General features: G+C 53.2%; 19 protein-coding genes. 1 reads left to right on the top strand and 18 read right to left on the bottom strand.

Annotated elements, in window-relative coordinates; genetic code table 11:
- Positions 1 to 52 precede the first annotated feature (52 nt).
- The 5 genes from V4U84_RS00295 to V4U84_RS00315 all read right to left on the bottom strand — a co-directional run bounded on the left by V4U84_RS00295 (position 53) and on the right by V4U84_RS00315 (position 3772).
- On the bottom strand, positions 53 to 1279 hold the full coding sequence (locus V4U84_RS00295; protein WP_334072797.1) for an MFS transporter: 1227 nt from the start codon (positions 1277 to 1279) through the stop codon (positions 53 to 55).
- Between the two features lie 139 nt (positions 1280 to 1418).
- Positions 1419 to 2030 carry a TVP38/TMEM64 family protein gene (locus V4U84_RS00300; RefSeq protein ID WP_334072798.1) on the bottom strand — a complete coding sequence of 204 codons (612 nt, stop codon included), beginning with the start codon at positions 2028 to 2030 and terminating at the stop codon, positions 1419 to 1421.
- Positions 2014 to 2571: a GNAT family N-acetyltransferase gene (locus V4U84_RS00305; protein ID WP_334072799.1), complete on the bottom strand. Its 558-nt coding sequence runs from the start codon at positions 2569 to 2571 to the stop codon at positions 2014 to 2016. The genes V4U84_RS00300 and V4U84_RS00305 overlap by 17 nt, the downstream gene beginning before the upstream one ends.
- Positions 2552 to 2845, bottom strand: coding sequence for an antibiotic biosynthesis monooxygenase family protein (locus V4U84_RS00310; protein ID WP_334072800.1), 294 nt, complete (start codon positions 2843 to 2845; stop codon positions 2552 to 2554). Before V4U84_RS00310 ends, V4U84_RS00305 begins: the two co-directional genes overlap by 20 nt.
- Positions 2846 to 2872: 27 nt before the next feature.
- Positions 2873 to 3772 (bottom strand): NAD(P)/FAD-dependent oxidoreductase, encoded by a 900-nt coding sequence (locus tag V4U84_RS00315; RefSeq protein WP_334072801.1) that lies wholly within the window; start codon positions 3770 to 3772, stop codon positions 2873 to 2875.
- Between the two features lie 157 nt (positions 3773 to 3929).
- Here V4U84_RS00315 and V4U84_RS00320 point away from each other — a divergent pair, with 157 nt between their 5' ends.
- Positions 3930 to 4286, top strand: a complete 357-nt coding sequence (locus tag V4U84_RS00320) for a DUF2512 family protein (protein WP_334072802.1) — start codon at positions 3930 to 3932, stop codon at positions 4284 to 4286.
- An 81-nt stretch (positions 4287 to 4367) separates the two neighbouring features.
- On the opposite strand, the gene V4U84_RS00325 is transcribed toward V4U84_RS00320, so the two are convergent.
- The 13 genes from V4U84_RS00325 to V4U84_RS00385 form a co-directional block, all read right to left on the bottom strand.
- Positions 4368 to 5165 (bottom strand): ABC transporter ATP-binding protein, encoded by a 798-nt coding sequence (locus tag V4U84_RS00325; RefSeq protein WP_334072803.1) that lies wholly within the window; start codon positions 5163 to 5165, stop codon positions 4368 to 4370.
- The gene (locus tag V4U84_RS00330; RefSeq protein ID WP_334072804.1) at positions 5165 to 6079 is read right to left on the bottom strand and encodes an ABC transporter permease; all 915 of its coding nucleotides are present in this window, start codon (positions 6077 to 6079) and stop codon (positions 5165 to 5167) included. The genes V4U84_RS00325 and V4U84_RS00330 overlap by 1 nt, the downstream gene beginning before the upstream one ends.
- A 38-nt stretch (positions 6080 to 6117) precedes the next feature.
- Positions 6118 to 7194: an ABC transporter substrate-binding protein gene (locus V4U84_RS00335; protein WP_334072805.1), complete on the bottom strand. Its 1077-nt coding sequence runs from the start codon at positions 7192 to 7194 to the stop codon at positions 6118 to 6120.
- Between the two features lie 190 nt (positions 7195 to 7384).
- Positions 7385 to 7894, bottom strand: coding sequence for a metallophosphoesterase family protein (locus V4U84_RS00340; RefSeq protein ID WP_334072806.1), 510 nt, complete (start codon positions 7892 to 7894; stop codon positions 7385 to 7387).
- Positions 7895 to 7914: 20 nt separating this feature from the next.
- Entirely contained in the window at positions 7915 to 9603 is a 1689-nt protein-coding gene (locus V4U84_RS00345; protein WP_334072807.1) for a glycoside hydrolase family 13 protein, read from the bottom strand.
- Positions 9604 to 9982: 379 nt separating this feature from the next.
- Positions 9983 to 11953: a PTS fructose transporter subunit IIABC gene (locus tag V4U84_RS00350; protein ID WP_334072808.1), complete on the bottom strand. Its 1971-nt coding sequence runs from the start codon at positions 11951 to 11953 to the stop codon at positions 9983 to 9985.
- A 123-nt stretch (positions 11954 to 12076) separates the two neighbouring features.
- A complete protein-coding gene (locus V4U84_RS00355; protein WP_334072809.1) occupies positions 12077 to 14023 on the bottom strand; it encodes a BglG family transcription antiterminator in 1947 nt (648 codons plus the stop codon).
- A gap of 150 nt (positions 14024 to 14173) precedes the next feature.
- A complete protein-coding gene (locus V4U84_RS00360; RefSeq protein ID WP_334072810.1) occupies positions 14174 to 16918 on the bottom strand; it encodes an endo-beta-N-acetylglucosaminidase in 2745 nt (914 codons plus the stop codon).
- A gap of 31 nt (positions 16919 to 16949) precedes the next feature.
- Positions 16950 to 18470, bottom strand: a complete 1521-nt coding sequence (locus V4U84_RS00365; protein WP_334072811.1) for an ABC transporter substrate-binding protein — start codon at positions 18468 to 18470, stop codon at positions 16950 to 16952.
- Positions 18471 to 18525: 55 nt separating this feature from the next.
- Positions 18526 to 19479 carry a carbohydrate ABC transporter permease gene (locus V4U84_RS00370; protein WP_334072812.1) on the bottom strand — a complete coding sequence of 318 codons (954 nt, stop codon included), beginning with the start codon at positions 19477 to 19479 and terminating at the stop codon, positions 18526 to 18528.
- A 20-nt stretch (positions 19480 to 19499) separates the two neighbouring features.
- On the bottom strand, positions 19500 to 20429 hold the full coding sequence (locus tag V4U84_RS00375) for an ABC transporter permease (protein WP_334072813.1): 930 nt from the start codon (positions 20427 to 20429) through the stop codon (positions 19500 to 19502).
- Between the two features lie 161 nt (positions 20430 to 20590).
- A complete protein-coding gene (locus tag V4U84_RS00380) occupies positions 20591 to 22129 on the bottom strand; it encodes a response regulator transcription factor (protein WP_334072814.1) in 1539 nt (512 codons plus the stop codon).
- Positions 22126 to 24045: a cache domain-containing sensor histidine kinase gene (locus tag V4U84_RS00385; RefSeq protein WP_334072815.1), complete on the bottom strand. Its 1920-nt coding sequence runs from the start codon at positions 24043 to 24045 to the stop codon at positions 22126 to 22128. Before V4U84_RS00385 ends, V4U84_RS00380 begins: the two co-directional genes overlap by 4 nt.
- Between the last annotated feature and the right edge of the window lie 233 nt (positions 24046 to 24278).

The raw sequence follows: 24278 nt of genomic DNA on the forward strand, positions 1-24278 counted from the left end.
GTCTCCACGCTCCTTTTTATATGAGCGATGGAGACTTTTTAGCATTTCTTTTTTAATCGGCCAACTCCCGGCCTTTAGTCTCGGTCCCGAGCCACAGCACCGCCGCTGCCCCAATAAGAATCGTGCCGAAGAAGAGCCAGAAGATCGCCCCGATCGCCACCTGCCGGGCCACGAGCATGCCGACCAGGTAAGGCCCGATAATCCCGCCAATCCGGCCAAAGGAGGCGGCCAAGCCCACTCCCGTGGATCGCACGCGGGTCGGGTACAGCTCCGGGGTATAGGCATACATGCCGCCCCATGCCCCCAGGTTGAAGAAGGACAGGCAGATGCCCGCGGCGATCAGCATCCCCTCGCTGGTCGCATTGCCGAACCATGCGGCGCTGGCCGCCGTGAGGATCAAGTAAACGACCAGGACGAATTTGCGGCCAAATTTCTCGATAAAGTAAGCCGCCGTAAAGTAACCCGGCAATTGGGCCAGCGTCATGATGAGCACGTACTCGAAGCTTTTTACCAGACTGAAGCCTTTAAGCAGCATCACATTGGGCAGCCACAGAAACATGCCGTAATAGGAAAAGACCACAGTAAACCAGAGAATCCACAGCATGATCGTCGATTTCCGGTGTGGGCTGGCCCATACCGACATGAAGCGCTCCCGGACGGACAAACTTGCCGCAGACCCAGAACGGGCTTGTTCCTTAAACCGCGGCGGGTCTTGAATCGATTTGCGCAGATAAAGCGCATAGAGTGCGGGAACGGCACCGATGATAAAGGCGGCCTGCCATCCATATCTCGGAATGACGAAATAGGCGATTAAAGCGGCGGCGATCCATCCCGCGGCCCAATAGCTTTCCAGCAGCACTACCGCCCTCCCCCGGTCTTTCGCCGGGACGGATTCGGAGACGAGCGTGGAAGCTACCGGCAGCTCCCCGCCAAGACCAAACCCGGCAATGAAGCGAAGCAGCAACAGTACCGCGAAGCTGGTGGCCGCTGCGGATAATCCGCTGGCTATGGAGAAAATCAGCAGCGTCCAGAGCAGCACCGCTCTTCTCCCGTATTTATCGGCCATAATTCCGGCGAACGCCGCTCCGACGGCCATCCCTACGGAGTTCATACTGGTGAATAAACCGGTTTGCTGGGGCGTCAAGCTCCACTCGGTCGCCAGAGCGGCCGCAATAAATGAAATGATACCTACATCCATCGCATCGAACATCCAGCTGAGGCCGGCGCTGAACAGCAGTTTTCGCTGGGCCGGCTTAGCCGGCTTTTCTGCAGAATCCATAATTGTCTCCCCCACTTGTCAACATGTTGTAAAGGTATGTATAGCTTGCTACTTATTTTAACAAATAATGCTATTATCTTCACAAAAAAATACACCCGGTCAAATAAAAAGGCACGTCCCGCTTCACGGAACGCACCGGCTATTCTATTCCACGGACTTGATCTTTCTTCACCAGCAACCGCTGCCGCACAAAGAACAGCATCAGCAGGACGATCAAAAAAACGACGTAAGAAAGAATCAGAACGCGCAAATCCATACCCGGAAAAACGATGGAGGCGCTAAGAATACCGAACAACCAGATGCTCGACAGATTGCCGACGATATTGGACCAGGTGTAAGAACGTGTCTTGATGTTGGATATGGCGGACATGAACGAGATCAGGTTGTTGGGCATGATCGGGATGGTACGCAGAAAAATAATAGCCCACACGCCATACCGGTCTATGCTTTTTTGCCATTTCCCATATTTGTTCAGTTTGGAAAACCACCTCCGCTGAAACCAGTCGGTAAGCAGAAATTTGCACAGCAGGTATACGACCATTCCGGCGAAAGATCCGGCAACCCAACTTACCAGTAAGCCCTCTTTGACACCCAGCACGGAGATGTGCAGCATCACTAGAGTGGCAAACGGAAAAATACCGACGGTTCCTTGAACCAAGGTCAAGGGAAGCGTGATCAGCAGAATGCCGTAGCCCGTAAGTCCCGTGATATCCAACAGCCAGCCGTTGAATTGTTCAATGAATTCGTTCAACGCCTTCGCTCTCCATTTCGTTATCCGGTTCGACCCGTCTCCCCAAAATGACCAAATCTCGTTCCACCCCATCCAAATTGGCTACCCGGGGCAAAAACGCCCAGTCTTCAAAGCCGAATTTCCGCAGGAGCGCCAGGCTCGGCCCGTTATGCGCAAACACAAAGCCCAGTACCGTTTTCACGGCGATGCGGGGACAATGCGCCAACGCTCGCTCCAACAGGATACTGCCGATCCCGCGGGAACGGTATTCATTCGAAATATATATGCTGATTTCCGCCGTTGCCGAATAAGCCGGCCTCCCGTAGAAAGATTGAAAACTGAGCCAGGCTATTGTCCGTCCGTCCGATCTCATCACCCACAGCGGGCGTCTTTCGGGAGAATGCTCCTCAAACCAGCCCAATCGCTTCTCCACCGTAACCGGTTCCAAATCGGCGGTCACCATCCGGCTTGCGATCGTTTCGTTATAAATTCTTACGATCTCTTTTAAATCGTCCAGCGTCGCGTCTTCAATAATGTAGTCGTTAATTTCGTATCTGTACATAGTGTTCCACCGTCGGGAAAGGGTCGTAAAAATGATGCAACAGCGCTTTCCACTCTTCATATTGCGGCGATTTTCGAAAGCCTACTTCGTGATCGGTAATAGAGTGCCATTTTACGAGCAGCAGATACTTATCCGCCGTTTCCACACATTTGTGGAGCTCATGCTCTATGTATCCGGGCATTTGTGAAATGATTTTGGAAGCTTTGCGGAAATTGCTCTCAAATTCATTGATCAAACCCGGCTTGACATGCAGCACGGCTACTTCCAATATCATGGTCATCCCCTCCGATTTCTGATTATATCACGGACGCAGCGCTTTATGAATCCAAATTGCGGCAAGCGAGCCCTCCCCCATGGCGACGGTGACCTGCTCCGCGTGAATGCCCAGATCCCCGGCAGCATAAACGCCTTTAATGTTTGTTTTCTTGCTTCGCGGATCGGTCACCGCATGCCGGTTCCCGCTAAGCTCAACGCCGAGTTGCCCCGCCAATTCCGAGTGAACCCGGTTGCCTCCAAATGCTATAAAACCCCGCTCGGCCGCGAAGCAGCGGCCATCCTCAAGCACAACCGTATGGATCCTGTCCCCCTCCTTCGCCACGACTTCCGAAATTCTCCCGGTCTCATATTGTACCCCGGCCGCTCTTAGCCTTGCCATGCGGTCCGCCGTAACCGGAATGGCTTCGTGGTTAATATATACTAACGACCGGGCACGTTCCGCCAAAATCAAGGCCATGTCGGCTCCGGCATCTCCGGCGCCCATTAGAACCGTATCCCGGTCCTGAATCTCATGGCCGTCGCAGTCCGGGCAAATATACACCGTGGAGCCCAGCACATCGGTTATACCGGCAATCTCGGGGATACAATCGGTGATCCCGGTGGCGAGCAGCAGCGTTCGCGCGCTGTAAGTGTTTCCCGCCTCATCGGTCAGTTTGAACGTCTCCTCCATACGCTCCGCCTTGATCACCTCGGCTCTTTGGAAAAGCACTCCCAGCGATTCGGCCTGCCGCCGGCCTCTTTTCCGAAGATCCGCACCTGAAATCCCTTCCGGGAACCCGAGAATATTCCGGTAATTCCGGCAGAGCACGGATCTCCCCCTTTCAGCGTCAAGTACAAGTATCCGATGAGTGTCGTAGCGCCCCAGTTGAATCGCCGCCTGCAATCCGGCAATGCCGCCTCCAACGATGATGCAATCGTGTTCCATATTATCCGCTCCTCATAAGATCATATTGCCGCAAAGTCTATTTGACTTTACTAATATTGTTTTTCTCCGCCCTGTTTCATGCATCCCGTATACGAGGTAATGTAGCAGGGAAGCCTATGTTTAAATAGACTTCGGCTGAATTAAAGGAGGTGAAATTATGGATAAAATTTTGGTAAAGCTGCTCGGAAACGGAGTCATCGTCGTCGCCATGTTGATGGTTCTCAGCAATGCCTCTTTTATCGGTTCGCTCCTTACGGCCCTTGCGCTGTCTGCATTGGCTTATTTGTTGGGCGATTTGTTCGTGCTGCCGCGCACCAACAATATCGTCGCTACCCTGTGTGACTTTGTCCTCGCGTTCGCTTTTATTTGGGCGATTTCGGCCAACGCGGACTGGACGCTCTCCATGGGCGAAATTTTCTCGATTGCTCTGGTCTTGGGATTGTTTGAATATGCTTTCCATATCTGGCTGCTCAAAGACGGGATCCGGCGTGATGAAAATGTGCGTGTCCGTTAAGGATTCCGGCTTAAACGATAAAAACAAGCCTATCGTATGCGGAGGGATTCCCCCTCGCATATAATAGGCTTGTTTGTGTTCTCAGGTGCCGAGAACGACGCGATCGTCGGACAGCTTGTGACCGCTGATCCGTTCAAACTCCCCGATCAAGCGCTCCATCGTCAAATCGCGCTTCGTCTTCTCATCGATATCGAGGATGATGCGACCGCGGTCCATCATAATGAGGCGGTTGCCGAGCCGGATGGCCTGCTCCATGTTGTGGGTTACCATCAGCGTCGTCAACTGCATCTCGCTGACGATCGACTGGGTCAATCGCGTGACCAGCTCGGCCCGGGCCGGATCGAGCGCGGCCGTATGCTCGTCAAGGAGTAAAATTTCCGGCTTCGTGAACGTCGCCATCAGCAGGCTTAGCGCCTGGCGTTCCCCGCCCGATAACGTGCCGACCTTCGCCTTGAGGCGACCTTCGAGGCCGATCCCCAGGCGGCTGAGCTCATCGCGGAACATGCCGCGGCGCTTGGCCGAGACGCCGATCCGCAGGCCGCGGGATCTGCCCCGGGAATAAGCCATCGCGAGATTCTCCTCGATCGTCATGTGCGGGGCCGTCCCGGCCATCGGATCCTGGAACACACGGCCGATCCAGCGGCTCCGCTTGTATTCCGGCAGATGGCCGATGTCCTGACCGTCGATCGCGATCTGTCCGGCATCCGGCCTCAGAACGCCGGAGATCATGTTCATGAGCGTCGACTTGCCGGCCCCGTTGCTGCCGATGACGGTCACAAAATCACCCGGCCGCAAATGCAGGTTCACGTTGACCAGGGCGATCTTCTCATCCGGTGAACCGGGATGAAACAGCTTGGAAACATTCGAAAGCCGCAGCATCAGAGACCACCTCCAGCTTGTTTTTGCTCCGCGCCGGACACGATTTCCAACGTTCGCTTGCGGGCCAGGCCTTTTTGTTTCCAGGAGCGGCGGATGGTCGGCAGTACGAGAGCGAACACGACGATAACGGCTGTAATCAGCTTCAAGTCGGTCTGCTCCATCCATTCGATCCGTAAGGCCAAAGCCACGACGACGCGGTACACGATCGAGCCCAGCACCACAGCAAGCGTAGCGAAGAATACCGTTCTGGCACCGAATATCGCTTCGCCGATAATGACGGAAGCCAGCCCGATAACGATCATGCCGATCCCGGAAGAGATGTCGGCAAAGCCGGATTGCTGGGCAATCAATGCGCCGGACAAAGCGACCAGTCCGTTGGAAAGACTAAGACCCAGAATGATCGTGTTATCCGTATGCGTGCCGAAGCTGCGGATCATCCGCTGATTATCGCCGGTGGCCCGAAGTGCAAGCCCCAGCTCCGTGCGGAGAAACAGGTCGAGCAGCACTTTGACGAGGATGACGATCACCGGCATCAGAATGAGCGGCTTCATCGATTCAAAAACCGTGCTCTCCCCAAGCAGGCTGACATTCGGACTGTCCATGATCCGCATATTGATGGAATGGAGGGCAATCATCATGAGGATCCCGGACAACAGACCGTTAATCTTGCCTTTTGTGTGCAAAAGACCCGTCAGCGCTCCGGCCGCAAGTCCTCCTAACATAGCGCCGATAGAAGCGATCCAGGGGGAGCTGCCCCCCGAGATCATGACCGCGGCGATCGCGCCGCCGGTCGTAAAACTGCCGTCCACCGTCAAATCCGGAAAGTCCAGAATCCGGAAGGTAATATATACGCCAAGTGCCATCAGCGCATAAATCAAGCCGGATTCGACGGCTCCAAGTAATGAGTTCATCATGTTGATTACCTCCTAAAAGTTCAGCCAAACATCCACACCTATTCGATGATGTTATTCTCCTTGTCCTGTACCTGGTCTTTCATGGCGTCGGTCACTTCAATGCCTTGTTCGGAGGCCGCTTTCAGGTTCATAATCACGTCCAGCTTATCCGGCACCGTTACTTTCATATCACCGACTTTCTTGCCGTTCTTCAAGGCTTCCACCGCCATTTGGCCGACCTGGTAGCCGTGATCGTAATACTTGAATCCGACGGTGGCAAACGCTCCGTTCTCAACCGTATCGCGATCGCTGGAGAAGAAAGGAAGATCGTGCTCGTTGGCGACCTGAATGACCGTATTGACCGCTTCAACAACGGTGTTATCGAGGGTTATATAGATAGCGTCCACGCGCCCCACGAGCGATTCGGCCGCTTGTTTGACCTCGGACGTGTTGGTAACGGAAGCTTTGACGAGCTTGATCCCGTGCTTCTCCAGCGCCTTCTCGGCCAAACCGGTCATGACGACGGCGTTCGGCTCCCCTTGATTCATAATGACGCCGACATTTTTGACATCTTTGAAGTTCGCGGCGATAAAATCCATGAGTTTGGAAATCGCCTCCGGGTTTGTATCGGAAGCGCCGGAAATGTTGCCGCCCGGCTTCTCCAAATTATCGACAAGCTTGGCATCGAGCGGATCGGTGACCGCCGCAAAAAGGATCGGCGATTCTTTAACCTGACTGGCTACCGCAATGGCCGGCGGCGTGGCGATGGCCAGCACCAGATCATACTTTTCTCCGGCGATTTTTTGCGCGATGGACATATTGTTGGTCGAGTCGGCCTGGGCGTTGTTGTAATCCACCTTCAGGTTTTCGTTCTCAACCAGCCCGGCATCCTTAAGCGCCGCCATGAAACCCTCGCGCGTAGCGTCCAGGGACGGGTGTTCCACATATTGCGAAATCGCTATTTTGTACGTTTTGCCTTCCGTCTCCGCCGCGGTCCCGGTGTTCGCCGGAGCCGATTCTCCGCCCGAACCTCCCGGGGTATTCGCCGTGTTTCCACCATTGTTGCCGCACCCTACCACACCTACCAACAAAGCCGATACCGCCAGAAACATGCTGAGCTTCTTCCTGAATTTCATTCTAGATCCCCTCTCCTTTGTGGAAATTTGTCGCTTCAATCGTTTAGACTGTAGAAGCATGACCCTATCACCGCTTTTATAGATGAAAGTATTAAAGCAAGTATTATTCCTATATTAAATGGTGGTCAATTATCCGTCAACGGGTTTGCTTATTCATATCATAAGAAAAAAGAGCCCCGCCAGGGCCCTGTTACTTCGCTTCAAAATAGAGATGCTTGGCCGTTAATCCCGAATCCGTCAAATGTAGAATTCCGGCCGAATAGTATTTCTGCCTCCGTTTGTCCGTCGGAGATCCCGGATTAAACAGCAGCATCCCGTTCGCCCGCTCCAGCAGCGGCTTGTGGGAATGCCCGAACAAGACCGCGTCCAGGCGTTCGTTCGGAAACGCCCGCACCGCTTTTTCCCGGGCCGTCCCCCGCCCTTCCGGCAAATGCCCGTGGGTCAAGCCGACCCTCACCCGGCCGGGGCCCAAAGTTAGAATCTTCCGGTAGCCGAAGCGCGCGACGATTTCTATGGGGTCGTTGTTGCCCGCGATTCCTTCGACCGGGGCCAGAGCCGCCAACTGATCATACACCATGAGCGAGGTCCAATCGCCCAGATGAATGATAAGATCGACGTGCCGAAATGCCGCAATAAGCGCAGGCGGCAGCATCTTTCCTTTTTTCGGCATATGCGTGTCAGAAACAACTCCGATTTTCATACGCACCCCCTATAAACTCTTCATAGCTTTTGCAAATAAACCCGCGCCTCGAACGGGCGCAGTTTCAATCGGGCCAAGTCCTCTCCCTTTCTCGGCTCGTAATTGGCGATCAACAGTTCCACCCCCCGGGGATCGAGTCCTTCGGGCATTTCGAAGATCGGCTCTTTGCCGAAGAAATTCAAAATGACCAGCATCACCTCATTTTCGAGCGTGCGCGTATAGGCGTAAATCTCTTCATGCAGCGGTAAAAGCAGATTATACTGCCCGTAAACGATCACCTTGTGCTTCTTGCGCAGTTGGATCAGTTTTTTGTAATAATGATAGATTGAATCCGGCTCTTTCATGGCTTGAACCACATTGATTTCCATGTGGTTGGAGTTCACCTTGATCCATGGCGTCCCCGTCGTGAAACCCGCATGCTCCGTGGCGTCCCATTGCATCGGCGTCCGGGCGTTATCCCGGCTTTTCCTGTGAATCGCTCGCATGATTTCTTCTTCGGGCACTCCGCTCTGCCGCTTCTCTTCATAGTAATTCAGAGTTTCGACATCCCGGTATTCATCGATGGAATCGAAAGCCACATTGGTCATACCGATTTCTTCTCCCTGATATATATACGGCGTACCTTCCAGCGTATGAATAAAGGTGGCAAGCATTTTTGCCGAAGGTACGCGGCATGTCATATCGTTGCCAAATCGGGAGACCGAACGCGGCTGGTCATGGTTGCAGAGATAGTTGGCGTTCCATCCCCGGTTATGGAGCACCGTTTGCCAACTGCTCATTACTTTTTTCAGCTCGATCAGACTCCAGGGAACGGCGTCCCATTTCCCGCTGCCCGCGGAAGCGGCGTCGAGGAACATGTGCTCAAACTGGAAGGTCATATTCAGCTCGCGGCGTCCGTCGCCCACATAATCCAGCGCCTGTTCGGGACCTAATCCGGAAGTTTCGCCCACCGTCATAATATCGTAAAAATAGAGCACTTTGTCATACAAATTTTGCAGCAGGGTATGCACATCATCCAGATTGGAGAACATCTCGTACGCCCGCACCGTCGTGGTCTGATGCGGATTTTCGGCATCGGGAAGCCCCTGCTGCTTCACAATGTGCGCGATGGCATCGAAACGGAAGCCGTCCACGCCCTTTTTCAGCCACCACTCGACCATATCGTGAAGCTTATCGACGACTTCGGAATTTTCCCAGTTTAAATCCGGCTGATACTTGGAGTACAGGTGCAAATAGTATTCATCCGTAGCTTCATCATACTCCCAAACCGAACCGCTGAAATAAGATTCCCAGTTGTTCGGTGGAGCTCCGTGCTTTCCTTTGCGCCATATGTAGAAATCCCGCTTCGGATTATCCTTGGATTTCCGGGACTCCTGAAACCAGGGATGTTCGTGGGACGTGTGATTCAGCACCAGGTCCATCATCAGCTTCATGTCGCGGATATGGATTTCTTTCAGCATCAGGTCAAAATCCTCCATCGTGCCGAATTCCTTCATGATGTCGCAATAATCGCTAATGTCGTAACCGTTGTCATGATTGGGGGATTTATAGATCGGGCATACCCAGATGACATCGACGCCAAGGTCTTTCAAATAATCCAGCTTGGAGATAATGCCGCGAAGATCCCCGATCCCGTCCCCATTGGAGTCCATGAAGCTGATCGGATAAATCTGGTATGCCACGCTCTCTTTCCACCATTTCGGGTTCATTGCCGCAACGCCTCCTTCGTCTCGGATTCCATATGTATAACATACCCGAAACAGCCCGATATCCTGCATTTCTTTGGAAACCGACCGCTTCCCGGAGCAAAAAAACGGGTTTATAATGGATGAATAACCGAATTACAAAGGTGTCGCCTCAGGCGGTTTGGACCCCTGCATCTCCTGGCCAACACTCCCAACTCCAAAAAGATGCAAATCTGCAGGTATTTAAGCCGATCCCCGAAGGAATGCGGGAAAAGATGCAAATCAAGTTAATTTCATATGCTGGAATTTCGCTGTTATCAGTTTTTTTGAAGGTGCATTAGCTCAACGATCAAAGAAAAGGACCGCGCCCAGCCGCTTTTACGGCTTGGCACGGTCCCTCTTTTTAATGAATCTGATCCAACAAGCTGAAAGCTTCCTGTTTTGACTTCACTTTTATGAGCTGTTCTCTAAAATCATCATCCATCAGCTTACGGGACAGCATCTGCAAAATTTTCAAATGCTCATTGCCTTTGTTCTCGGCAGGAACGGCGATCATAAAGACCAGCTTGGCGGGCTCGCCGTCCGCACTGCTCCAATCCACGCCCTCCGGCTTCAGCCCGAATACCACACTCGGCTTCAGTACCGCGGCCGATTTCCCGTGAGGGACAGCTACGCTCATTCCGATGCCCGTAGAGCTTTCCGCCTCACGGTTCAAAATGGCGGTCTTGAACTCGGCAGGCGATGTGAGCACTCCCTGAGCATCCAATTTCGCAATCATTTCATCGATCACTCCGTCGCGGGTTTCCGCCGCGAGGGATGTTTCAATCAGATCCAGGTTGATGATATCCGTCAGCTTTTTAACCGGCTGATGCGGCTCATCGGATATAACAGTGCTCGTGCGTTCTGTTTTCACCTCTACTGCAGGTTCAAACTTGGCAGGTTCAACCACGGCCTCTTCAATCCCGGCCGGTTGAAGTTCCACTTGGTCTTTTTTCAGCAACTTAATCATCAAGGCCGTCACAATCGAACCGACAATTACCGCCACAAAGAACATGATGATATTATCCACCGCGCCCAGGACGGCAACGATCGGTCCGCCATGCGCCACCCGGTCTCCGACATTGCCGAACATGGCAATCACGGAGCCTGTCATGGACCCGATCATGATACTCGGGATAACGCGCAAAGGATCTTGCGTCGCAAACGGAATCGCTCCCTCGGTAATCCCGAACAGGCCCATCGTAAACGCCGCCTTGCCGGACTCTCTTTCCGCATTATGGAACTTACGTTTGAACAGAAACGTAGCCAGACCCAGACCGATCGGCGGGATACAGATCGCCACGGCGATCGGACCCATGATCTCATAGTTGCCTTCCGCAATCATGGCGGAGCCGAACATAAACGCCACCTTGTTGACCGGTCCGCCCATGTCGAACGAAATCATCGCTCCCAAAATCAAGGCCAGCAGAATGGAACTCGTTCCCTGCATACCGGCCAGCCAGTTGGTTAACATTTCGAATACTTGCGCAATCGAACCGCCCAGCAGGTAAATGAAAGCCAACCCGACGATTAACGAAGACAGAACCGGAATAATGATGATCGGCATAATCGGGGTAATCGCCTTTGGAACTTTCCATTTCTTGATCCACAAAGCTACATAGCCCGCGAGAAACCCGGCGACAATCCCGCCGAGAAAACCGGCTCCGGCTTCACTGCCGTAGAAACTGCCGTTCGCGGCGATGTAACCGCCGATAATCCCCGGCGCCAGCCCGGGTCTGTCCGCGATACTAAAGGCGATGAATCCGGCCAGCATAGGAACCATGAACGCGAAAGACGCAGCGCCCAGCTTTTCAATCGTTTTCCAGAAGGAATCTTCCGGAATTTGCAACCCGCCCGGCGTAGGTACGCCGCCGATCGAGAGCGCGATCGCGATCAGCAGCCCTCCGACCACGATGAACGGAATCATGTAGGACACGCCGCTCATCAAATGCCGGTAGAATGTATTCTGCTGTTTCGCGGCGGCCTGCGGGGCACTTCCTTTCTCCCCGTCTCCTTGACCGCGATACACCGGCACCTCGCCGTTCATCACTTTTTGAATGAGCGCTTCCGGGTTGCGAATCCCCTCCTGCACGCCGGTGACCAGCAGTTTTTTTCCGACAAACCGGCTTTTGTCGACCGATTTATCCGCGGCGATAATGATAGCGTCCGCCTCGCGGATTTCTTCTGCGGTAAATTGATTTTCCACCCCGATCGAACCTTGCGTTTCGACCTTCATGCTTACGCCTAATTTATCTGCGGCTTTTTGCAAATTTTCCGCCGCCATATACGTGTGGGCAATCCCATTCGGACATGAGGTAATGGACAACAGTTTCATATCTCTATCCCCTTATTCACATAATAGTAACCGCTTGCAATGTTATAATACCGCAGAAAAATCAGCTGAAAATCTTTTATTATTACCGCAGCTCCGGAAAAAAACGTTTTTTTTGCCGGATGTTCAAAGAGAACGTATCAATTCTTCGGGGGTGGCGGCCTGTACCAACCGCTCGATCGTTGAGGGCTGTTCGCTGAGCAAGGATAAGCGCTGAAACAATTTCTTTAAATGTTCCTGATCCCCTGGCCCAAGCGCGAGCATGAACACAACGGACACTTTCTCTTCCTTCCAATCCAACGGCTCCTTTAAAGTAGCGACCGCGATCCGCGACTCTCTGATCAATTTCGGGTCCCCATGAGGAATCGCGATGCCTCCGCCGATGGACGTGGACGAAAGTCTTTCCCTTAGCAGCGCCTGATGGGCATAGTCCTGCTCGACAAATCCCTGGGAATATAGCTCGTTCGCCAACATTTCGATCAACTCGTATCGGTGGTCCACCTGTACATGCGGGAAGATCAACGACGGAGAGGTATACATTTGCAATATGGAGCCCGATGAGTTTGTCGGAACCGCGGATTCCTCCAACGCTCCGATAAAATTAGCGATTTTCTTCACCTCGCCCGCTTCCAGCAGGGGGGACACTTGGATGTAAGGCACGCTTGTATTTTCCAAGGGCGTTGTAGAGACGATAAAATCAACCCGGTGGCGGGGCAAATACTGCGGCAAATCGGCTTTGCGGACCGAATCCAATACGAGCAATTCGGGAAACTTGCGTTCCAGTTTGCTCCGCAAAATTTGTGACATCCCTACGCCCATATGGCAAACGGTTATCACTTGTTTTACCCGATTTACCGGCTTGTTTATACGTTCGGCCGCCGCCTGGAAATGGAGCGTCAGATACGCCGCTTCTTCCTCGGGAAGTATGAATGGGTAGCCTCCGCCGATTTCTTTTGCCGCGTAAATCACCATATCGAACATGTAAGGGTACATTTTCTTGATATCGTGAACCATCGGGTTGGAAACGGTAAGCCCGTAAACCAGCCGGTTGATTGTGGAATACAAATGAATGCTCAGACCTTCCGCCAAGTCGGCATCACCGGCAAATTCGATCAAAGTTAAAGCGGATACTTTTCTGATTAATCTCTCCGCAAACTCTCTTGCCTGAGTTCTGTCCCGGGCCGAATCCTCCCCGGGATCCACAGCGTCGATACGGGCCTGGGACCGGATTTTGGCGCCCATCATATGCGCCGTCAAATAAGCGACTTCGTCTTCATTGAAGCGAACGGCGAACCTGCGCTCCAGTTTCCCGGTGAATTCCTCCATTCTGCTGAACTCTTTTTTGCCTTGGGCAAACCTCTTCTCTTGATCGGAAAAATTGATCGGCTGCTTCAGCTTGGTTCGCCGAATCATCAGCAGAGTATGAACCAGCAAATTATCGAACGCCTCATCCGTAAAAGACAGTTGAGCGTCTTGTTCCAGCTCCTTGAGCGCCCCGGCAACGAGCTCAACCTCATGGGCGGAGAATTGTTCTTTGATAAAAGAATGGCCCGTGCCGGTTGTCAACTGGGATAGCCTGGACAGTGCGGCACGTCTGTCCCTTTCCTTCCCTTCGAGCGTAACCCCTACCTTTTGCTTGGAAACGGCGGCAAGGCAATACTGTTCCAGCCAGGGGCCCAGGCTGTCCAATTCTTTCTTGATGACCGATTTGTTAACAAAGTGTGCGTCAGCAAGCTCCTGCAGAGTCACCGGCTTCGTCTCCATCAAAAGCCGATAAGCGATAGCGGCCGTCCGGTTTTTGTCCTCCGGGTATTCCTTACCCCGGGCCGACCAAAGGAAATAATCTGCGATTTTCGCCCTTTCCTGCTCCTCCGCCTCCAAGACCACCCCGATCCCGGGTTTCCGGATGATTCTGGCATGGGAGACCTCGGATAAATCCCGCTCGATTTCATCGAAATCGTTGCGGATCGTCTTCTCCGAACAATTTAACCGTACGGCAATGTCCCGTACTACGAAGGAGGTACGGGGTTCGGAGAGCAACATGCGGAGAATCTCTTTTTGACGGTTATTCATAGCTAAGCATCAGCACCTTCATTTCATATCTTCTTAAGGATGTCAATGAAAAATCGCTCTTATTATAGCACACTTGCCGAGAAGTCAATCCCCGTAGTGAGACAGACTGAACGGGCCGCTGTAGACTTCCTACAGCGGCCCGTTCAAGTTTCACTCCAAACCCATCACTTCAAACCCATAGATTCGCGCGGCGGTGTCGCCGCCTTGAGTCGGTTTTTCCACGATCAGGCGGGCATAGCGGGCTTCCGTCAGCGTGATCGCATGCTTGCTTACGCCGGACTTGTTATCGGCGACCTCGACGGCATCGGTCCAGTTCGTTCCGTCCAGGCTGAGCCGGATACGGAACGAACGGGTATTGAAAGCCGCGGGTTCGCCCCCCGCCTCGGCGTGCTTCACGATGAACTGACTCACCTTCCGGGCTGCCCCAAAATCAACGGTCAGCGTATGCGGGGGCTCGCCCACCGCACACCATTTCGTTTTGTCGTCTCCATCCAGGGCAAACGGGGGCGCTTCTTTCTCGTTAACATAACTGGAAGCGGTAGCCTCCTTTCCTCGTGCCAGATCGGTAACGCCGCCGGCGGCTTCCCGCGTCACGGTAATGTACTGCCGTTTGGCCACATCCTCCCCGACTTCATTTGCCGCCCGCAGAATCACCTCATACGTGCCTTCCTGCGAATAGGTGACCTGCGGGTTTCGGTCGGTGCTGGAGGACGGCTCGCCGCCGGGAAAGCTCCATGCCCAGCTTTCCGTGACTTCGGAGGACCGGTCGGTAAACCGGACCCGCCCGCCTGGTGCAATCAAGGTATGGTCCGCCTCAAAGGCCGCGACCGGTTTCGGATAACTCGGCCACGCAAAGTTGACGAAGGCGGATTTGCCCCGCTCATATCGCCGGTTTACCGGAATCACCTCAAGCTTCGTCTCGCTTTCTTTTTCCAGCCGCTTCATTTCCGGTACATAATAAACCGTGTTCCCCGTTACCCCCATCAATTCCCGGCGCCCATCCGGACGAACGCGATAAATTTCATAGTGCAGCACCGCCTCTTCCTGTTTGGGAGCTTCCCACGCCAGCCGCGTGTCCCCGTAGATGCCGTCCCGGAAATCGTTGTCCGTGACCTTCAATCCGTGAACCGGCCGGAGCGGCTTCCCAGGCTCCTGTTTCCGTGTCACGGCCAACTGGCCGATATTCACCCGGTACTCCGCAATCGTGGTATCGGCCGAAAACTTAAGCGACAGGCTGCTGATCGTTCGCCCCTTGTACTTCTTGAGCCGGACGGTTCCCTTTTTCCAGGTGCCGTCTTCACTTACCGCCGTCAGCCGGGTCGGTTGAAAGAAGATCACTTTATCGGGTTGGTCCGAAAAGGCGGCTCCAATTTCAATCCGTCCCGCGTTCCCGTCCGCTTGATAGATCACCGACAACTCCGTGGCTGCTTCTAGCGGAATTGCGGTCTTGTACAGCTTCACATGAGTCGCGGTGTCCTGCTCCAAGGTTCCCGCCACCTTCAACGAGCTTCCTCCATAGAAAGATGTCGAGAAATCGAAGGAAGGTTGGAGCGTCTTCCCGGAGCCTATGGACTCCGTAATCCAGCGCCATGTAGGCAAAATGTCCTGAAGGCTGCGGTTGCTCCAATCTTGTTCTCTGACGGGTTTGCCGTTCACCGCAAACCTGTGCCCATTCCCCGTATTAAAATGGGTGATGAACTCGGGACCGGCAATGACACTCTTATCGACGATAAAGTGAGCGATTCCGTCCCATGCCGCACCCGCCGGCTTACCGGCGGATGCGGCCGGAGTGTTATCCATCCCCACCCAGAACCGTTCCTCCCGTTCAAGATATTGTTCATGATCGCCGGCTCCATTAAACGCCCAATCCGGGCGGTAAATGCCAAGGGATGTCACAGCCTTCGCCCCGTCCGGAAACAGGACCGGCCAATTGTAAGTGCCTTCATAGCCTCTCGCCTCAACATCGATACCTGCGTAAAGATCATAAGGGCTGCGTCCGAGCTCAGCCGCTTTGGCCGGAGAGCTCTGGTAAGCGCTCCGCTCTCCATGATTCCCGGAAGCATGGTTCTGGCGCTGCCACCGGAAATCCAGGAACATCGCATCAGAGACCCTGTTCTTCCCGTCTTGGAAGAACATTTCATTCTTCCCCGTCAGAGCTCCCTGCCACCCAATCCGACCTTCGTCAATCATCGAATCGTACCAAATGATTTCCATCCCCGGATCCTTGATCCGTTGCAAATAGGTGAGAAACGACTGCATGTTCCGGGCGTCCTCCGGCGTGCCTCCCTGTGTCTCCTGATTGATAAACCAACCGTCGAAACCATAATAACGGGCGACCTCAATCAGCTTATCCGCCACCGGGAATGTACCGTCTTCCCGCTGACGCAGAAGATCGCGCATCCATTCGATCTTCCCACCATGCTCGGTCTGCGGTAAGAACACGGTGCCGTAAACGGGAACCCCATTTTTGTGAGCGGCATCGATCACATCCGCACTGGGCGGGACAATCAGTCCTTCTCCGGCCGAGCCGCCCCACATGACAAGCTTGTCGATGTACTGCCAAAAACCGAAGGTATAGGTATGAAACTGGTCCGAACCCTGTGACGGAGCTCCGCTCGTGCTCGGGTACATGGAGGAAAGAGCGATGACTTTTGCCTCGGGTCTGGCATGGGGATTGACGCGTTCCCCGATAAAACGGCCATTTTGCAGTTTCACTGTCCCCCGGTTGAATGCCGCGTCCGGATCCGCGGCCGGCGACCATTCCAGCAGCGTGTCCGGATACCAGTAGGACGAGTGGGGCTGCGCCGCCTGCGCGGGTGTCGGAACTCCAAGAATCGCTACCGCCAGCAGCGTGATGCCGGCCTTTTTTGCCCAACCTGCTCTTCGCTTTCTCATTCATCCTGGCCTCCCTTTTCGCGTTAAAAGTTTATTTTTGCTCGGCTTTCCAGGCATCAAATTGCTTTTGCGCCTCCGCGATGACCTTGTCGATTCCCGCGTCTTTGAATTTCTGCAGCGCTTTGGGCAGATATTCGTCCGGGTCCACCGAACCGGTATACAGGGCAGGAATAAATTCTTTAGCCACATTGGTGACCGCGGCCACCTCCGTCTTCACCGGAGCCGTATCAAAATTAAAACCAAACGTAGGCGCCACGATGGCGGAGCTATTGAACTCCTCGAACGCATCCCATTTATCCTTCGGTTCGCCTTCATGCAGGTAGGTCAGAAACATATTCCCGAGCGCAAAACCCGGCATGGCATAATTTTCGTGCATGGCCGGAAGGTCTTCGATATAGGGGGCATCTTGCTTTTTGTAGTGCACGCCTTCTATGCCGTATTGAATCAGATTGCGCAAATAAGCGTCGGTATTCAGCAAGTTCAGAAACATCATCGCCCGTTCGGGATTTTTTGAGTAAGACGAGATGGCATGCATGGAGCCTGCGGCGGAACTGGTGTAGATAATCGGCTGGTGCATCGGCCTCGTAACAATGTCGTATCCGGCGCTTCTTGACCATCCGAGCTCGGCATACGGCTGTGTAATTTCCCGGTCGACCAGCCATTTGCCGGTCTTCATGTTATCGATGCCCTCCAGCGTGGCGATATCTTCCCGGACATAGCCGGCCCGATAATACTTCCGCATCGTCTTCAGGGCCGCCTTTAATTCCGGTGATTCCAGGATATTAACATACTTATGATCCTTCGTATCGATATACATCCCTACCGGTACTTCGTCGCCCAAAATAAAGTCAAACGGCAGGTAGGGCTTAAACGTTTTGGGTACCGCCAGCGGCGTAATGTCCGCGGGTTCGTTGTCTTTGATCGTTTGGAGCAGCGGCTCCAGGTCCTCCAGTGTCGTAACACCGGAGATATCGAGATGGTATTTATCCAAGTACTTCTTGTTGAACCGCCAGACGAATTGTTGGGCCAATTCCTTATTGGCGGGAACCCCATAATTGACTCCCTTTACTTTCGTGCCTTCCAGAAAACGCGGGTCCAATACCTCTTTGATTCCTTGCCCATATTGATCCAGCAGATCATTGAGCGGCATAAATGCCCCTTTGGCCGCATTCGGCAAATAATCGAAAGCCCACGATGAAGTAAACGCGATATCGTAATCCTCGCCTGAGCTGGTAATAACCTGCATGCGCTGACTATAGTCGCCCCAATCGATCATGGTGATTTCCACCTTGGCATTGATCTTTTCGGTGAGGTATTTATTGATTTCCTCCTGCACTTTGGGCAGATCTTTCTGCGTGGGACCGATCAAATACAGCTTCAAGGTTACCGGATCCAGTTTGGAGACATCCACGGTCCCGTCGCTCTGAACGGCTTCCTGTTCTTTGGCCGGACCGCCGCGGCTCTCCTTCCCGCCGCCACACCCCGTCAGGACAACGGACGCTAGGAACATCAATGTTAACAAAGATAACAACATCGACTTTCTGCGCTTCATTCTTTTTCCCCCTCCACATCATTTGATTGTCATCATGGGTACCGCACCTAAACCATTATCCTTTCACTGACCCTACGGTCAGACCTTGCACGAAATACCGCTGGAAAAACGGATATGCCAGCACGATCGGAAGAGTAGCCAGCACCACCATAGCCATTCGAACCGTTTCGGTCGGAAGGCCGGCAGCCGCATCAAAGCCACCCAAGTTTTGAGCATTTTTCGTTAAAAAGTCCATGTTCTTCTCAATCTGCATCAGCATGTATTGCAGCGGCGGAGTTAACTCCGGTTTGTTGTAGTAAAGCAGGGCATTAAACCAGTCATTCCAGTAGCCGAGCGAGCTGAATAATCCGATCGTGGCGATGCCCGGCAGCGATACGGGAAGCACTATGCCCGCAAATGTACGCAGTTCCCCGGCTCCGTCCATTTTTGCGGACTCGATGATCTCTTCGGGAACCGTCGTCTGAAAGAACGTGCGCATCACAATGATCGAAAAGGCGCTCAGCGAAAGCGGCAGGATCAGCGCCCCGATCGTATTTTGCAGATGCAGATACTGGGTCATGACAATATAGCCGGGCACCATCCCGCCCGAAAACAGCATCGTAAAAAACGCCAAAAAACTGAATATTCCCCGAAATTCAAAGCTGCGTCTGGAAACGGCGTAGGCGTAAGTCGTTACGAGTGCGAGGCTTAGCAGCGTACCGACGACCGTAACCAGCAGAGTGACGCCGAACGAAGCCAAAAGTTCATTTCCGCTTTGAAAAATGTAACGGTAGGCCTCCGTACTGAATTTGCTCGGCCAGAGACTGAATCCTTCCAACGCCAACGTCTGTTCATCGGTCAGCGAGATAAGGATCACGAACAGAAACGGAAAGACGCAGGAGAAGGAAAAAAGTCCGATCACCGCGTTAAACACTCCATTCCAAAAAGGAGAAATGGCGTTATAGTCCCGATCCCGACGTGCTCGGGTACCCTGCGGGTTTTCACTTCGCATCGATGGTAGTGTGGTCATGAGGATCATCCTCCCGCGATTTAAAAAATGGCATGCTCTTTTTCAATCTTTCGGACGATGGCATTGGCGGTTAGGATCAGAATAAGACCCACCAGGGATTGGTATAGACCAGCGGCGGTACTCATCCCGATATCCCCCATATTAATCAGACTGCGATAAACGAACGTATCGATGACATTGGTCACCGGATACAAAGCCCCCGCGTCTTTCGGCAGTTGATAAAACAATCCGAAGTCGGAGCGGAAAATTCCGCCGATCGCCAAAATCGTCAAAATGATCATAAGCGGCTTAAGCAAGGGTACCGTAATGTAGCGGATCTGCTTCCATTTGGTCGCCCCGTCGATGACAGCCGCTTCATAATAGGACTTGTCGATTCCCGTAATGGCGGCAAGATAGATCACGCTGTTATAGCCCACTCCTTTCCAGATGCCAACAAACACAAGAATAAAGGGCCAGAACCGGGGCTCCGCGTACCAGCTGACCCGTTCCCCGCCGAAATGAACGAGAAGCTGATTCAAAGTTCCCTTGTCCACGCTCAGGAATGTGAAAGCAAAGTAGCTGATAATGACCCAGGACAGGAAATGCGGGAGGAACATCCCGGTTTGATATATTTTCGCGAGCCGCTTGTTCAGCAGTTCGCTCAACAGGATGGCGAAACCGACCGAGATGACAAGCCCGAGAAAAATAAAGGCCACATTGTACAGAATGGTATTTCTGGTGATGACATAGGCATCGCTGGTCGTAAACAAATACTCGAAATTTTTGAACCCGACCCATTCGCTGTGGAACACGCTGGCAAAGAAACCGTCCCTGCTGATCCGGAAATCCTTAAAGGCCAGGACCGACCCGAACATCGGCAAGTAAGCAAAAATGAGGAACCACAAGGTTCCCGGGAAAACCAATAACAGCAGCGTCCGATTTCTGACGACTTTCTTCCAAAATGCCGACACGTTCTCTTCCTCCTTCGCCGTCCGAACTACCTCCATTGTCGCAAGTAAGCGCTATCATTAACAAGTTGAAAAACCTTAAATTTCTATGGAGAAATTAAAGGATCAAAAAAAGCGGGCCAGCTTGGTAAGCTGCGCCCGCTGCGAAAATCACGATCGGGAATTTATTTATTGTACATTTGTCGGAGTTCCGTCGGGGATACCCCCGTATATTTTTTAAACTGGCGATAGAAATAAGAGGTGTCCGGATAGCCGACCGCTCGTGCGATGTCCGAGGTTTTTTGCTCTGTATGCACCAGAAGCCGGGCCGCTACCTCGATCCGGTAGGTGTTGACGTAATCCGGAAAGCGGGTCCCGACCTCCTGCTGAAAGAGCTGCCCCAAATAATACGGATGCAGTCCGGCTTTTTGGCTTAGCGTTTTTAAAGACAGTTCCTCGGCGTAACGCCGCTGCACCTGCTCCACCAGAAAAGCCACGTGCGGAGTGTAGCGGCTGCGCCTGTCCTCCTGCTTCCCGAGCGTTTGCTTCACGACCTCCTTCACATGCCGAATCAGTCCCGGCAAAGTGCGAATCCGTCCCAGCGGGGAAAAGATCTCGCTGTAATCGGGATTCCCCTCCCTTTCCTTAGCGGCTATCATAAGCTGAATCGCTGTATTGATGCAGTGTTTCCTGAAGACAGGCTCTCCGCCGCCCGCTGCGGGAAATGCCTCCTCGATAAATTGCCGCACCCGCTCTGTCCATCCTTCCGCCAACAGCTGGAGGTAAGCGCCCGGATCCCATACTCTTCCGACCGGTTCCGTTTCCCCCGATAGGTTGCCGGCCTCGGTGATACAGCCCGGTTCACCGCCCGGCAGCAAATAATGACGAAAAACCGACTTGGCTTGTTCATAGGCGGCGGGCACGCTTTTATAATCGCTAACGGTCTTGGCTTTAGCGATCCAGAATCGCGGCTTACCCGGCGAGTCCTCTTGTTCGGCCGCTTCCCGCAGCCCGCCCGGCACGATGCCTCCCAAAGCCGGCTCCCGGGAGACCTCAATGAGAATCAGATCCCCGTCAGCGTCCATAAAACAGACGGTTTCTCCGGATTGCGCACTCTCCAGCATCCGTCCGGAGCCGAGATGGTTACTATATGTGTAAAAGTCCGGATCATCGGCAGAAAGGGGGCTTACCGCGTACAGGGTAAACCCCGTACTTTCCAAAGACAGGCCCAACAGTTCCGCCCGCTGTTTAAATTCCCGGCTCCCGATCTCTCCCGCAACCCAGCGCTGAAAAACATGGCTTCGCAAAACCTCCCAGTCTGTATGAAACCGGGTTCTGCGCTGATCGTCCATGTCCCATTCCGTTCGGATTTGCCGGATCGTACCTTCGAACTCGTCGAGATTAATCGGTTTTAAAATATAATTTTCAATGCCTAGCCGAATGCCGGCCTTGACGTACTCGAATTCCTCATACCCGCTCAATACAATAAACTTGGTATGAGCTCCCGACTCCTTGACCTCCCGGATTAACTCCAATCCGTTCATCCGGGGCATCATAATGTCCGTTACCAGCAAATCGACCGGTTGTTTTCGGATTAGCTCAAGGGCGCTCACTCCATCATTGGCGCTTCCGGCGATCTCGATCCCGTATTGCCGCCAGTCCAGAATCGAACTCAGCCCTTGCGCGATCAATGGCTCATCGTCGACAAACAGCGCTTTTTTCATCGCACAACTCCCTCTCTGATCATCGGCAGTTCCATCCGCACCAAGGTCCCCTGCCCTTCCTTGCTATGGAGCGTAAGACCGTACTCTTCCCCGTAATTCATCCGGATTCGCTCATGCACGTTCACCAGTCCGATGGACCCGGCCCCCCCAGCGAGCCGCGAGGAGGGTGATGAAGACAGGCTTTGATGAATTCCGGCGAGCCGCTCCTCCGCGATTCCCTTGCCGTTATCCCGCACGGTAATGACGATTCGGCCCCCGTCCTCTCCGGCATCAATCGAAATCTCATTGTCATCGTCGAGCGATCGGAACCCGTGGACGATATAGTTCTCGATCAACGGCTGAACGAGCAATTTCATCATTCGGCAGTCGGCAATATCCGGTTCCGCGGCGATGTTTACCTTCAGGCGCCCCTCATACCTGATCCGCAGGAGATCCAGATACAAGGAACACAACTCGATCTCTTCCTCCAGCGATACGACCGTATCTTTTTTAACCATACTTTTGAACATGACGGATAGACTGTAAATCATCCTCCCCACCTCCCCGGCTCCCTGGGTATATGCCTTCATCCTGATAGATTCCAAGGTGTTGTACAAAAAGTGCGGATTGATTTGGGATTGCAGGGCTACCAACTCGGCATGCTTTTGCCTGATTTCGGAACTGTACACTTTGTCGATGTAACTCTCCAGCCGCTCACACATGTCGTTCACTCTTACGGAAATTTGCTGCAATTCATCCTCGCCGGGCATATGGATTCGGGTGGACAGATCTCCCTCCCCGATCCGGCTCATGGATCGGATAATACGCCCCACCTTTTTGGAGTACCGTCTCATCATCGTAAACGTGACCGAAAATCCGACCGTCATAAACAACAGGGCCGCAACCGTCAGGGCGTTCCTTAATTTCTTGAGGTTTCCCTGAATCACGGACTCGGAGACAACGCCGACCACGGACAAAGCCGCATTCCCGGCACTTAGCACATTCACTCTGGATTTCTCATCCAGCTCCACCCATTTCGCTGTAGGATCCAGCCTGGACAAGTGCGGGTATTTTCGGCCGAAGTACCCTCCTGTGGCCTGCGAATCATAAATGACGATCCCCTCCCCCGTGATGACCAAAAACCGACCGCGTCCATCCGTTGCCCGGCTGTTAAGCCAGCTCGTCAAAGCTTCGGTGTCGAAATCGATCATCAGCATCCCTACCTTTTTCAAGGTCCATGGGTCCTGAAGCTCGCGTGTGTAGGAATAGCTTCGTGGATAGTTCTCGCCAGGTTGCCCCGGAAAAGCGCCATAAGCTTGAAACGTATCCCACGAAAAACTCCGGCGGCGTGCGTACCAGGCCTCCCAGTCCGTTTTGGAACCGTTTTCATATTGGAGCTGCTGATTCTCCTCCCGTATTTGCATATAGAAGTTCTCGGAATAACTGAACACCGTCGCCCCCTTAGCCTCGGGGTTCTGTTCCAGATAGGATTTCAACAAGCTCGCAAACGAAGACGTCCGCGGCTCCCCCGGCCTGCTGAACAGGTTCAGCCTGTGACTTAAATAGGCTTCGTATCGGTTATTCAAAAAATAAACCAGATCATCGCTTAGTGCGGCATCCCCGTATATGTGTTCCACCATGTTTTGGATGTTCTCATACTGGCGGTTCAAATAGATGCTCAACATATGCGCGGTTTTCAAATTCGCTTCTGTTTCCTCCCGAATGACGCGCTGCACCTGGTACTGGTAAACCATAACGGCCGCAATCAGAAACAGTATCACGATGATGGCGGAATACAGCAAAATGATCCGGTTAAACATTTTGCGCTTTAAATGATTCCGATAGAAACGGAGAATGGCATTCATCTGGCGGGACACGTCCTGTCCTGACAATTTGGATACGCGTACCAGTGTATCACTGCCTTTCTTGGGGCGCAATCCATTTTTGCACCGCTCCGGATCAGACTGGCGGTAGGCGGTCGTCCCTCGCCTGAAACGCCGTTTACTCGGACCTAATAGCCGCTATTTGCATCAAAAAGAGGGGATTCAAACTCTAACGGAAATCGTAGGGGCTATTTCGGTCCCATGACATGGAATTTGCCAGGGGTCGACCCGATTAACGGGAATTCTTCCCGGTAATCGTACGCACATGCGGCTGCATAGACAATTAC

The organism is Paenibacillus sanfengchensis (assembly GCF_036864765.1).
GTDB classification, from domain to species: Bacteria; Bacillota; Bacilli; order Paenibacillales; family Paenibacillaceae; genus Fontibacillus; species Fontibacillus sanfengchensis.